This is a genomic window from Arthrobacter sp. EpRS71, from assembly GCF_001512285.1.
Lineage (GTDB): Bacteria > Actinomycetota > Actinomycetes > Actinomycetales > Micrococcaceae > Arthrobacter.
Genome location: NZ_LNUV01000003.1, coordinates 541011 through 553169, shown reverse-complemented (window position 1 = coordinate 553169; position 12159 = coordinate 541011). Strand labels below are relative to the sequence as shown.

Annotated in this window: 11 protein-coding genes; 1 reads left to right on the top strand and 10 read right to left on the bottom strand. The window is 63.1% G+C overall.

All coding sequences use genetic code 11. The features are described from left to right. Positions 1–52: 52 nt before the first annotated feature. The gene (locus AR689_RS05325; RefSeq protein WP_062067783.1) at positions 53–550 is read right to left on the bottom strand and encodes an 8-oxo-dGTP diphosphatase; all 498 of its coding nucleotides are present in this window, start codon (positions 548–550) and stop codon (positions 53–55) included. 56 nt (positions 551–606) lie between these two features. On the opposite strand from AR689_RS05325, the gene AR689_RS05320 reads away from it, so the two are divergent. Beyond that, positions 607–1365 carry a hypothetical protein gene (locus AR689_RS05320; RefSeq protein ID WP_062067780.1) on the top strand — a complete coding sequence of 253 codons (759 nt, stop codon included), beginning with the start codon at positions 607–609 and terminating at the stop codon, positions 1363–1365. A 27-nt stretch (positions 1366–1392) separates the two neighbouring features. Here AR689_RS05320 and xerD read toward each other — a convergent pair whose 3' ends face one another. The 9 genes from xerD to AR689_RS05280 all read right to left on the bottom strand — a co-directional run bounded on the left by xerD (position 1393) and on the right by AR689_RS05280 (position 11770). Further along, positions 1393–2352: a site-specific tyrosine recombinase XerD gene (gene xerD / locus AR689_RS05315; RefSeq protein WP_062067777.1), complete on the bottom strand. Its 960-nt coding sequence runs from the start codon at positions 2350–2352 to the stop codon at positions 1393–1395. A 2-nt stretch (positions 2353–2354) separates the two neighbouring features. Continuing rightward, positions 2355–3017 (bottom strand): NUDIX domain-containing protein, encoded by a 663-nt coding sequence (locus AR689_RS05310; protein ID WP_062067774.1) that lies wholly within the window; start codon positions 3015–3017, stop codon positions 2355–2357. 27 nt (positions 3018–3044) lie between these two features. After that, positions 3045–4790 (bottom strand): CTP synthase, encoded by a 1746-nt coding sequence (gene pyrG, locus AR689_RS05305; protein WP_024820422.1) that lies wholly within the window; start codon positions 4788–4790, stop codon positions 3045–3047. A 157-nt stretch (positions 4791–4947) separates the two neighbouring features. Next, on the bottom strand, positions 4948–6687 hold the full coding sequence (gene recN / locus AR689_RS05300; protein WP_062067771.1) for a DNA repair protein RecN: 1740 nt from the start codon (positions 6685–6687) through the stop codon (positions 4948–4950). A gap of 3 nt (positions 6688–6690) precedes the next feature. Further along, on the bottom strand, positions 6691–7731 hold the full coding sequence (locus tag AR689_RS05295) for an NAD kinase (RefSeq protein WP_062067768.1): 1041 nt from the start codon (positions 7729–7731) through the stop codon (positions 6691–6693). 12 nt (positions 7732–7743) lie between these two features. After that, positions 7744–8556 carry a TlyA family RNA methyltransferase gene (locus tag AR689_RS05290; protein WP_062067766.1) on the bottom strand — a complete coding sequence of 271 codons (813 nt, stop codon included), beginning with the start codon at positions 8554–8556 and terminating at the stop codon, positions 7744–7746. 3 nt (positions 8557–8559) lie between these two features. Then, complete coding sequence (locus tag AR689_RS22645) at positions 8560–8826, bottom strand: hypothetical protein (RefSeq protein WP_082697812.1); 267 nt, start codon at positions 8824–8826, stop codon at positions 8560–8562. Between the two features lie 9 nt (positions 8827–8835). Then, complete coding sequence (locus AR689_RS05285; RefSeq protein WP_062067764.1) at positions 8836–9822, bottom strand: HAD-IIA family hydrolase; 987 nt, start codon at positions 9820–9822, stop codon at positions 8836–8838. After that, the gene (locus tag AR689_RS05280; protein WP_062068629.1) at positions 9815–11770 is read right to left on the bottom strand and encodes a hypothetical protein; all 1956 of its coding nucleotides are present in this window, start codon (positions 11768–11770) and stop codon (positions 9815–9817) included. Before AR689_RS05280 ends, AR689_RS05285 begins: the two co-directional genes overlap by 8 nt. Between the last annotated feature and the right edge of the window lie 389 nt (positions 11771–12159).

The window sequence follows — 12159 nt, the reverse complement described above, 5'->3', positions numbered from 1 at the left end:
GGGCCGGTCACCGAAAGGCGACCGGCCCGGCGTCGTTCTTTCCTCGCTCCTGCTACAGCTGGGGGTCCACCCACTCAAGGGTGCGGACATCAGCCACGTTCTCGTTGTCTGCCGCCAAGGCCACCCGCACGGCGATTCGCTGCCCTGAGATCATTGCCGGCAGCCAGTGTTCGGCATCTGCCCACATCCGCTCCACAGGAAGCTGCGCCACGGGGAACCACTCCGGCGCGATCTCGTCGCTTTCCGATGGCTCCCCTTCCCAGGCACGGGCGAGGAAAACAGTGGTGGCCATATCCCAGTCCGGCCTGGCCGGAAACACGAAGTCGACTGTTCCGGCAGGAATCAGGTCCTGCGTGCGCACCAGAACGTTGGCTTCCTCCATGACCTCCCGGCATGCTGCCTCTGGCGCTGTCTCCCCCGGTTCCACATGGCCGCCAACACCCACCACCTTGCCCCGGCCAAAGCCGGTCTTTTTGGTCCCGAGCAGGACCTGCGCGCCTTCCGCGCCGTCGCGGAGCAGGAAGCATAAAGTCACATGGGCTGCAGTCATGCTGCCTACCTTAACCTGATCTCCCCCGGCGCGGCTGCCATTGCTACAGTGAGCCCATGACTGAAGGTGGGGGTGACGCGCGTGCCACTGCGGCCGCCGTCGACGACATTGCGGAAGCTGCATCCACCATGGCTGAGCCGGTCGATGAAACGCCCGCCACCAACAAAGCCGAACGGGACGCCTGGCTCCCTCGATGGCTCGTGGCGCACCCGCTCTACGCCGGCTGGGCCTGGACAGTGGTGTGGGCCGGGCTCATCGTCCTGGATGAAGTGGTGGACCTGGCCGGATGGACCTGGTATTTGCTGGTTCTGGTGGCGGCCCTCCCCACGCTCATGTCAACACTGGTGGTGCTGCATGCCACGCCGCGAAGCCATCTCAGGGCTGTGGACGCGACGGTTCTTGGTCACTTTTTTGTTCGGTTCCTGGCGCTGGTGGCAGCCTTCATGGTGTGGGCCGCCTCCGTGGTGATGAGTGCGTCAATTTCCACCACCGTCCAGTCAGTGATCGGTGATTCCGAAAAAGAAGTCACGGCACTGGGTTTCAACCTCATGCTGGCCGCGGTTCCGCTGGTGCTCTCCATCCTGTGGATGGCATTCATCGTCCGTTGTGCGTGGTTCCTGCGGCGGCTGCGGGGCTGGCGGCAGGTTCCGGTCAAGACACGCGTTCCGAAGAAATTCCTCAAAGGACGCCCCCGCCTCAAACGCGTGGTGGTGGGACTGGCCCACCCGGGCCTGTTGCTGGTGGCTGGGTTGGGGACGTCCCTGCTGGCCCTGTTTGTGGACGCCGTGGAGCTGACACTGAACGTGCTCGGCTAGCAAGCCCGCCGGCTGAGCGCGGACGATCTAGCCGAGAGCCCTCGGGTGCGCTGCGGCGTAAACCTCGCGCAGCGTGTCAGCGGTGACCAGCGTATAAACCTGCGTAGTGGTTACGGACGCGTGCCCCAGCAGCTCCTGCACCACCCTGACGTCAGCGCCGCCTTCCAAAAGGTGGGTGGCAAAGGAATGACGTAACGTATGCGGCGAAACGTCCTTGGTGATATTGGCTTTCTCTGCCGCAGCCTTGAGGATGGTCCAGGCGCTTTGCCGGCTGATACGGCCGCCCCGTGCGTTGAGGAACAATGCCGGTGTGCCTTTACCTTTGGACGCCAAGAGCGGCCTGCCACGCACAACATAGGCCCCGACGGCGCGGGCTCCGTACGAGCCAAGCGGCACCAGACGCTCTTTGGACCCTTTACCGAACAGCCTCACGATGGCGGGATCGCCCCCCGTGACTTCGAGGGACACGTCATCCACGTCCAAACCAACGGCCTCGCTGATGCGGGCCCCGGTGGAGTAGAGGAACTCCAGCAATGCCCGGTCTCGAAGGCCTGTAGCGGTATCTGAGCCCGCAGCTTCCAGGATGCGTGTCACTTCGCCCACGCTGATGGCCTTGGGCAGTCTCTTGCCCGGCATTGGCGGGTGGACATCGCCGGCGGGGTCCGCCGTCGTGGTTCCTTCCAGAGCCCAAAACTTGTGGAGGCCGCGGACGGCCACCACCGTGCGGGCCGCTGAGCGGACACCCAATGTTGCCGCGCCGTCGGATCCGTCGGACAGGGCCTGAACAAAGGCCGTTACATGATGCCGGGTGATGTTGCCGGGGTGCTCCACGCCTTGGGCGGCAAGGAAGTTTGAGTATCGGGCCAGATCACGGCGGTACGCGGCCAACGTGTTGGCAGCCAAGCCACGTTCCACACCAACATGCTGCAGGTAGTCGGTGATGGCACGGTCAATGCCATTGACCGTGCGTGTGGCGGCTTCGGTCATGCTCAGCGCTGGCTCGGGTGGGCCGGCCAGGGTGCGTTGGCGGGCCGCAGGCTGGTGAATCCATCAGCCTTCGCAGCTGCGGCGGCCAGGATGCCCACCACAGCCGAGGGGTTGTGCAGCCGGCCCTCAAGCACTGCCCGCACGGCATCATCCAGGGGTACCCAGTGAAGCTCGATCTCCGCTTCCTCGTCAGTCCGCGTATGGCGGTCCGCTTCAGGAACATCGCTAAGACCGCGCGCCAAATAGATGCGGATGGCCTCACTGGAGGAGCCCGGAGAGTTGAAGAAGTCAGCCAGGACGTTCCAGGTGGCGGCATTCAGGTCCGCTTCTTCAGCGAGTTCCCTCGCAGCCCCCACTACGAAGTCCTCGCCTTCCACGTCCAACAGGCCCGCCGGGATCTCCCAGAGATCCATGGCAACGGGATGACGGTACTGCTTGAGCAGAAGAATCTCGCCGTCCACGTTCATGGGAAGAACCGCCACTGCACCGGGATGGTCGATGTAGTCGCGGACCAGGGTGTCAGTGTCTTCGCTGAGCTGGAAGGAGTCGCTGACGACGTCCCAAATGCGGCCTTCGTAAACCTTGTTGGTAGACAAAAGACGGCGCGGGCTCGGCATGTCCGAAACCTGCCTTAACGTGCGGGGGGTTTCAGAAATACCGGGCATCGCGCCGTCCTTCGTTAGATCTTGCGTTTACTTGGCAGCTACCGCGCGGGCATCGGCCTTGGTGTCCACGGCAACGCCCTCGCGACGCTCCAGGGCAGCCTTGACCAGGCCTGCGAACAGCGGGTGCGGACGCGTCGGGCGGGAGCTGAGCTCCGGGTGCGCCTGCGTTGCCACATAGAACGGGTGGACTTCGCGGGGAAGCTCCACGTATTCAACGAGCTTGCCATCAGGAGAGGTACCGGAGAACACCAGGCCCTTGGCAGCGATCTGCTCGCGGTACTTGTTGTTGACCTCGTAACGGTGGCGGTGGCGTTCGCTGACCGTGGTGGTGCCGTACGTCTCGGCAATGACCGAGCCCTCGTCCAGCTTGGCTTCGTAGAGGCCCAAGCGCATGGTGCCGCCGAGGTCGCCCTTGCCGTCCACAATGTCCAGCTGCTCTTCCATGGTGGCAATGACCGGGTACTTGGAATCGGGCTCGAACTCGCTCGAGGAAGCACCTTCAAGGCCAACCACGTTGCGGGCGTACTCGATCACCATGCACTGCAGGCCGAGGCACAGGCCAAGGACAGGGAGCTTGGATTCGCGGGCGAACTTCAAAGCGCCAAGTTTGCCTTCGAGGCCACGGATACCGAAGCCACCAGGTACGCAAATGGCGTCCACGCCGGCCAGGGACTTGGTGGCACCAGCAAGGGTTTCACATTCGTCCGAGGGGACCCAGCGGATCTTGACCTTGGCTTCGTTGGCAAAACCACCGGCACGGAGTGCCTCGGTCACCGAGAGGTAAGCATCCGGGAGGTCGATGTACTTACCCACCAAGGCGATTTCGACCTCGTGCTTGGGGTTGTGGACAGCTTCAAGCAGCTTGTCCCACTTGCTCCAGTCCACGTCCTTGAACGGCAGGTCCAGTGCGCGGACGATGTAGGAGTCCAGGCCCTGGGAGTGCAGCGTTTTGGGGATGTCATAGATGCTGGGGGCGTCAGCGGCGTTGACCACGGCGTCGATGTCGACGTCGCACATGCGGCCAATCTTCTCCCGCATGGCGTCCGGCACTTCGCGGTCCGAACGGATCACGATTGCTTCCGGCTGGATGCCGATGGAGCGAAGGGCTGCCACGGAGTGCTGCGTGGGCTTGGTCTTCAGTTCCTGGGAAGGACCGATGTACGGGACCAGTGAAACGTGCAGGAAGAAGACGTTGTTTCGGCCCACATCCTGGCGGACCTGGCGGGCCGACTCCAAGAACGGCTGCGACTCGATGTCGCCCACCGTGCCACCGATTTCGGTGATGATGACGTCCGGAGCGTTCTTACCTTCGGCAGGCAGGCGCATGCGGCGCTTGATTTCATCGGTGATGTGCGGAATAACCTGCACGGTGTCTCCGAGGTACTCGCCGCGACGTTCCTTGGCGATGACGGTGGAGTAGATCTGGCCTGTTGTGACGTTGGCCGAACCTTCAAGGTTTTCATCGAGGAAGCGCTCGTAGTGTCCGATGTCGAGGTCGGTTTCGGCGCCGTCGTCCGTCACGAATACTTCGCCGTGCTGGAAGGGGTTCATCGTGCCCGGATCCACGTTCAGATAGGGATCGAGCTTCTGCATTGTTACAGACAAACCACGTGCCCGCAGCAGGTGACCGAGGCTGGAAGCCGTCAGACCCTTACCGAGCGAGGACGCCACACCACCGGTGACGAAGATGTGTTTGGTCGTCTTGGACGAGCCCGGGAACCGGGAATTTACACGGGAATTTGATCGCTGCACCACGGAATTCGAGCTTATCATCAATTACGCCTTCCAAGCGTCTGTTCGGATTCCCCAAATGGTCAATAGTTGCTCACCACCGCATTCCAGGCAAGACCCGGGCGGAATAAGTGCACGGATGTGATGGTGCTCGCACTTCCCCGCCGCAACGCCCGAATCGCCCGCTACGCCCCAAACGCTAGGCCCGCTGCGGCAAGAGCTTGGCGTCGTCCAGCAATTCCTGGGCATGCGCCTGTGCGCTCTCGGAATCCTCTTGGCCGGCCAGCATGCGGGCAAGCTCCTTGACGCGCTCATCATCGCTCAGCAATTGCACATCGCTGGAGGTGAAGCCGGTGGTGGTCTTCCCATCAGCGCCGCGCACGGAAGTTTTGGTCACGCGGATGTGGTGATCGGCGAACGCTGCCACCTGCGGCAGGTGCGTCACCACCAGGACCTGGACGTGCCGGGCAAGCATGGCCAGCCTGCGTCCGATTTCCACGGCGGCGCGCCCACCCACGCCGGCGTCCACTTCATCGAAGACAAACGTCGGGACAGGATCTACGGCGGCAAGCACTACCTCGATCGCCAGCATGACCCTGGACAGTTCACCGCCGGAGGCTCCCTTGCCCAGGGGTCTGGCCGGAGCTCCGGAGTGGGGCTGGAGGAGGAAAGCGATCTCATCGGTGCCCCAAGGGCCCAATGCGCCGCTGCCATCCACCTCGATGATCAAGGTGGCATCAGCCATGGCCAAGGCCTTCAGCTCGGCGCTGACCCGGGATGACAGGTCCTTGGCAGCTTTGAGGCGGGCCTTGGTGATGGTCGAAGCCAGCTTGCGCAGGGTCGCCTCCGCGGAAACCACCTCGGCGTCCAAGGACTCAATACGGCTTGAATCGTCCTGCAACTCGTCCAAGCGGGTCCTCGCCGTAGCAGCCCACTCCAGCACTTCATCAATACTCGGCGCGTATTTGCGAATCAGTTTGGCCAGGGCAGCCCGGCGATCCTCGATTTCGGAGAGCCGCTCAGGGCCTTCCGTGTCCAGCGCAGCCTGGTAGCTGGACAACTCGGCGGCAATGTCATTGAGGAGGAAGCCCACCTCGGCCAGCCGTTGTGCCGCGGAACCAAGTTCCTCGTCATGTTCCGCCACGTGCTCCAGCGTCCGTTTAGCGGCATCCACCATGGTGGTGGCATCGCCGGCGTCTCCGAACTCTTCGGCAATGAGCGACTCGTGGGCAGCAGCTGCCGCCAAACGCAACTCTTCTACGTTTGCCAGCTTTACAGCCTCTGCCTTGAGCGTCTCATCCTCACCCGGCTGGGGATCCACTTCATCAATTTCCTTGAGGGCAACGTCCAAGGACTCAGCCTCCCGCAAACGCTCGCGGGCTTCGCGGCGCAGCGTCTCAAGTTCGGACTGGATAGCCTTCCAGTGGTTGAACAGCTCCTGGTACTCCCCCAGCGTCTTGGCCAAAGGTGTGCCGGCGAACCTGTCCAAGGCGTGCCGCTGCGCGGTGGCGCTTTTGAGCCGGATCTGGTCCGACTGGCCATGGACCACCACCAGGCTTTCACCCAACTCAGCCAACACACCCACCGGTGCCGCGCGCCCGCCAACGAAGGCACGGCTGCGCCCGTCGGCACCCACGGTGCGGGCCAGCAGGAGTTCAGCAACGCCGTCGAACTCCTCCGCCTCGCCGCCGGCCTCCTTGGCGCGCTCCACAGCACTGTGCGAGGGATCAAGCTTCAACACAGCCTCGGCCGACGCGGATTTGGCTCCGCTGCGAACGGCACCGGCGTCCGAACGGGCGCCAAGAAGAAGTCCGACGGCGGTCACCACCATGGTCTTGCCCGCACCGGTTTCGCCGGTGACGACGCTGAGGCCAGGGCCTAGCGGCAGGGCGGCATCGGTGATGACGCCAAGGTCACGGATTCGGAGTTCTTCGAGCATGGTTCACTTCGCATTCGTGGGGTCTGATGGCTCACCGTACCCCAGGTCCTGGGACGCATCGGAGTCCCGGGGACTGGGCAACGGAGCCGGTGACAAGGTCCGGATGACAGGGATGGGACCGGTGTGGACTTCGCCGCTCCGAGGGGCCGGGCCACGCCAGCCATGGATAGGAAGCTGGAACTTGCGGACCAAGCGCGCAGAGAACGGGGTCTTGTGCGTCCTGGCCAGCCGTACCGGGGTGGCAGACCGCGTTACTTCAACGCGCGCGCCAGGCGGCAGATCCACCGAACGGCGGCCATCACACCAGAGGACCCCCAAAGCGTCGGTCCGGTTCATGATTTCCACGGCCAGCTTGGACCGCGGGGACACCACCAAGGGCTTGGCAAAAAGCGCATGTGCACTGATGGGAACAATGACCAAAGCTTCAACCTCGGGCCACACCACGGGACCTCCCGAGGAGAAGGCGTAGGCCGTGGAACCCGTGGGCGTCGCAAGAACAACACCATCACAGCCGAACGACGTCAACGGACGCTCATCCACCTCTGTGACAACCTCCAACATCCGTTCCCGGTTGGCCTTCTCAATGGCAGCCTCGTTCAAAGCCCACGTGTGCCAAATCTTCTGGCCTTTGACCCACACCTGGACATCAATGGTCATGCGTTCTTCCACCGTGTACTGACGGCTGGCTATCCATTCCACTGTCTGGGCCAGATCCGCGCGTTCACTTTCCGCAAGGAATCCCACGTGGCCCAGGTTGACACCCAGCAGGGGGACATCCACCTCACGGACCAGTTCAGCAGCGCGGAGGATGGTGCCATCGCCGCCCAGGACCATCACCAACTCCACGTCCTCCAGATTGACGTGATCATTGAGGATCTCGATGGGCGTATCAAGCGCACCGAAAAAACGTTCGATATCGGCGAGTTCGGATTTCTGCAGCACTGGAACCAGACCGGAGGCATGCAGTTGCGTACATGCATCCCACGCTGCGCGGAGCGATTCCTCCCGCCCTGTGTGGGCAAGGACAAGTACACGCCTGCTCATCGGATCTGCTTTCTAGTGGTTCGGCCAGAGTTTCTTGATCAACGCAGCAACGTCCTCGTCCCGCTCTTCGATCTTAGGCAACACCGTGGACATCCTGCGCTTCATCCACAGGAAGTATTCAACATTTCCGTCCTGGCCCGGAAGCGGGCTGGCTGCCAGGTCCTGAAGTTCAAGGCCGGCATCCACTGCCGCCCGGGCCACCTGGGCTACCGCCCGGCGTCGTTCATTCTCCGAGGACACCACACCGGTTCGGCTCAAGCGTTCCTTGCCAACCTCAAATTGTGGTTTGACCATGAGGACCATATCGCCGCCCGGCTCGGTGCACTGCGCGAGCGGCCACAGGACCAGCGTCAAGGAAATGAAGGACAAGTCAGCCACCGTCAACGTGGCCGGGCCGCCGATCTGCTCCGGAGTCATGTACCTCACGTTGAGGCCTTCGTGGACTTCCACCTTGGGATCATCCCGAAGGTGGGCCACCAGTTGGCCATGCCCCACATCCACGGCCACCACCTGGGAGGCACCCTGTCGCAGCAGGACATCAGTGAAACCGCCGGTGGAGGCGCCAGCGTCCAGACACCGCTTTCCGGAAACCACGACGGCGGGGAAAGCCTTTAGCGCGCCGGCCAGCTTATGCCCGGCACGGCTGACGTAAATGTCTTCCAGATGGGACTCGACATCCAACCCCGTCTCAGCATCCACCTGGTGGGCTGCTTTGAGGAGGACGTGCCCGTTCGAGCTGACTTTGCCATCACTGATGAGTTTGGCGGCATGCGTACGCGACCTCGCCAGCCCACGGGTGACGAGTTCCTGATCAAGTCTTGGCATTCGTTAACTGTCGCCTTCCGGGCGCGGGCTGCTTTGAGGTGGTGCCGGAAGTCCCGGTTCCGCGTCCAAAGCTTCCAAGAGCCCATCATGGACGCCGCTGTACAGCTCCCCATGGTCTGGGACGGGCGAATCGACGACGCCATCCAGCAGGCTAAGAGCCCTGTCCACCAGAGGATCTCCCGTGGGAACCGGCGCCTCAGGCCACTGCACTGCAGGACGTTCAGGTTCCACCTCAGGAGGTGAGGGCTCGGAATGTTGGGGCTCGGTCATCGCACCAGTCTAGTGATTTCGCCATTCCAGCTGCGGCGCATGTGCCACGTCCGTGTCGGGAACCGCAGCCCACCACGCGGCACAGGCCGCACGCCAAGCGTCGAGGTCGTCCTCGTCTCCCGTGACGGTCACCGTGCCGTTCCCGGCAACTGCTGAAGCCGCACCGCAACGGAACGTATCGCCGTCGCTGGTAACCTCCGGGTACGGCGCGTAAAGACCCTCCAAGTCAGCCAGAAGGAAATCAGGACGTTCATCCGTCCGCGCCGCAAGGATGGTGTGGGTGGTGTCCACCCCGGTGAGGACGGCCGCCGTCGCAAACCCTGCACGGTTGCCACCCAGAATATCGGTGTCCAAACGGTCCCCCACCACCAGCGGGTGACGGGCATGCAACCGTTTCGCCGCTGCGTGGAAGAGAGGCGCCTCGGGCTTGCCGGCCACCAATGGCTTCTTACCCGTAGCCGCCGCCACAGCGGCAACCAAAGTTCCATTCCCCGGCGCCATCCCACGGGCCTGCGGAATGGACATGTCCGTGTTCGTGGCAAACCACATGGCTCCCCCAGCCACAACATAGGATGCCTCCGCCAGATCCTTCCAACCGATCTCCGGGTTAAACCCTTGGACCACCGCCACCGGGGATTCCGCGGCGCTGTGCACCGGCTTAAGCCCCACCAACTCGATCTCATGGGCCAATGCCGCACTACCAGTAATGAGCACATGCGCCCCCGCAGGCAGCATGGAAGCCAAAAGCTCCCCTGCTGCCTGGGAGGAACTGACCACTTGATGGTCCTCCGCCGGGGCACCCAGCTCACGCAAATGCGCCGCAACCTGGGCCGGGGTGCGGGAGGCGTTATTAGTCACATACCCCAGACCCACGTCCACGGTTTCGAGACGCCGCAACGCCTCCACGGCACCGGGGATGGCATGTGGTCCTGCATAGACCACACCGTCCAAGTCCGAAAGGACGGCATCAAAGGAGGAAATCAGTGAATCAGCCATGCTGGGAGTCGGAGCCCTCGTTCTCGGTATCTTCGTCTTTTGCCTCTACCTCGTCTTCAGCTGAATCGATGTCAGATTCTGCGTCATCGGAGTCAAAGTAGTCCGATTCCGCATCATCAAGCTCAACCTCATCATGCTCGACGTCGGCAGCTGCAGCCTCAACAATGACCGTTTCCGTTTCCGGCTTCACGACGTCGGCGTCCAGCGCCGGCTTCTCGAAGCGCGGCTTCCGGGCGTCTGCTTCTTCCTGCTCGTCCCAGCCAAGATCAAGAATTTCGGGCTCAGCGAAGTCGCCAACACCCAAGGCGCTCTCAGCAACGAGCGCCTGGCGGGCCCACTTATCGGCTTCCTCAGTACGACCCACCGCAGCCAACGCTTCAGCGTATGCGCGGAAGAGGCGCGGGCTGTAAGAGAAGGCCCGGTTGATGTCCAGCTGTGGGATCTCGAGCTCGCTGACAGCAGCATCCAGCTGATTGAGGTCTGCACGTGCGCCGGAGGCAACAATGGCGAGCTCAACCTTGCCCGGAGCGTCAAGATCCTGGGCTTCGGGAGAGCGGACCATGTCCAGTGCACGGTCAGCACGGCCGAGGCCACGCTCGCAGTCGGCCATCACCGGCAAGTGCACGTTGGACCCACTGATGCGGCGGTAGGTACGGAATTCACGCAGCGCTTCGCCGTAGTGGCCGGCGGCGTAAGCGGTCAGGCCTACCGCTTCACGTACTACTGAAAGGCGTCCACCGCGCCGGCTTGCAGCAAGGGCATGCTGGAAGGCAAGTTCGGGCTCAATGTCGATCAGACGCCCGGCCATCACCAGGTGCTTGGCAACCCACCCTGCGCTCTGCTCCTCAAGGGTCTTGATCTGGTGGCCCGTAGCGCGGTCGAGTTCCTTGCCCGTGACGTCCTCATCAATTTCGGGGGAACGCTCACGGTCGGGTCGGTTGGCGCTGCGGATGTCCTTGGCGTTGGGAACCCGTGCAGGACGCTCTTCCCATGCGCCACCCCGTTCGTTGCGGTCCCCACCAAAGGAACGACGCTCGCCGCCCCGTTCGGGCCTGTCGCCGAAGGGCTTGCGGTCGCGGTCGCCACCAAAGGACTTCCGGTCGCGGTCGCCACCGAAGGAGCGACGGTCGCCGTTGTCGCGGCGGGGACCATCAAAGCTCCGCGGTCCACGCTCGGGCCGGTCGCCGAAGGGCTTGCGGTCACCGCGGTCATTGTTGAACGGACGACGCTCACCATCACGGGCAGGACGATCATTACGATCACCGAACGGCTTGCGGTCGCGGTCGCCACCGAAGGAGCGACGGTCATCGTTGTCGCGGCGGGGACCATCAAAGTTCCGCGGTCCACGCTCGGGCCGGTCGCCGAAGGGCTTACGATCGCCACGGTCATTGTTGAACGGACGACGCTCACCATCACGGGCAGGACGATCATTACGATCCCCGAAAGGCTTGCGGTCGCGGTCGCCACCGAAGGAGCGACGTTCACCATCACGGGCGGGACGATCATTACGATCCCCGAAAGGCTTGCGGTCGCGGTCGCCACCGAAGGAGCGACGTTCACCATCACGGGCGGGACGATCATTACGATCCCCGAATGAACGACGCCCACCATCGCGGGCAGGCCGATCGCCACGGTCATTGTTAAAGGGACGACGCTCGCCATCACGGGCGGGACGATCATTACGATCGCCGAAAGGCTTGCGGTCGCGGTCGCCACCGAAGGAACGACGCTCACCATCACGGGCAGGACGATCCCCACGATCACTGTTAAAGGGACGGCGCTCACCGTCACGAGCCGGACGATCATTACCGTCCCGGTTTTCCCTGGAACGGAACCCACGAGGGTCCCCGCCGGAGTTGTTGTTGGGGCGGTACGAACCGCGGTCGTCCCGGTTCCCGCCGAAGTTTCCGCGATTACCGCCGCGATTGCCGCCGTTGTGCTCAGCCATGGTGGATTCCTCCTGTTGCGAGCCGACCACTGGCGCGTGCGTAGTCGCTCATAACCCTTATTTCGTTGTCACGCCGCCAGCAGCACGCAGCTGCCGACTCGTATATCTGATTCAATTCTATTCGACCCCGCCGCAGCGACAGAACGCTGAGGACCGCTATGGGGCGTCCCGTGGCAAGTCTCACAAGCGCGACGCTTCCCAGTCGCCCCGCACCACCGGCGCTCATCGGTCATGGGAGCCATCACGCCAGGCAGAGAGCTGTGTGGTTTTGGTTGTTAAATGCGGGGAGCCCCGACCTGTGTGGTCGGGGCTCCCCGTGAATGGTTGTCCGGCGGTGTCCTACTCTCCCACACCCTCCCGGGTGCAGTACCATCGGCGCTGTGGGTCTT

Coding starts and splice junctions, on each gene's coding strand:
- pyrG (WP_024820422.1), bottom strand. CDS start 4,790: ATGATAAGCTCGAATTCCGTGGTGCAGCGATCAAATTCCCGTGTAAAT.
- recN (WP_062067771.1), bottom strand. CDS start 6,687: ATGCTCGAAGAACTCCGAATCCGTGACCTTGGCGTCATCACCGATGCC.
- AR689_RS05320 (WP_062067780.1), top strand. CDS start 607: ATGACTGAAGGTGGGGGTGACGCGCGTGCCACTGCGGCCGCCGTCGAC.
- AR689_RS05325 (WP_062067783.1), bottom strand. CDS start 550: ATGACTGCAGCCCATGTGACTTTATGCTTCCTGCTCCGCGACGGCGCG.
- AR689_RS05285 (WP_062067764.1), bottom strand. CDS start 9,822: ATGGCTGATTCACTGATTTCCTCCTTTGATGCCGTCCTTTCGGACTTG.
- AR689_RS05290 (WP_062067766.1), bottom strand. CDS start 8,556: ATGCCAAGACTTGATCAGGAACTCGTCACCCGTGGGCTGGCGAGGTCG.
- AR689_RS22645 (WP_082697812.1), bottom strand. CDS start 8,826: ATGACCGAGCCCCAACATTCCGAGCCCTCACCTCCTGAGGTGGAACCT.
- AR689_RS05295 (WP_062067768.1), bottom strand. CDS start 7,731: ATGAGCAGGCGTGTACTTGTCCTTGCCCACACAGGGCGGGAGGAATCG.
- xerD (WP_062067777.1), bottom strand. CDS start 2,352: ATGACCGAAGCCGCCACACGCACGGTCAATGGCATTGACCGTGCCATC.
- AR689_RS05310 (WP_062067774.1), bottom strand. CDS start 3,017: ATGCCCGGTATTTCTGAAACCCCCCGCACGTTAAGGCAGGTTTCGGAC.
- AR689_RS05280 (WP_062068629.1), bottom strand. CDS start 11,770: ATGGCTGAGCACAACGGCGGCAATCGCGGCGGTAATCGCGGAAACTTC.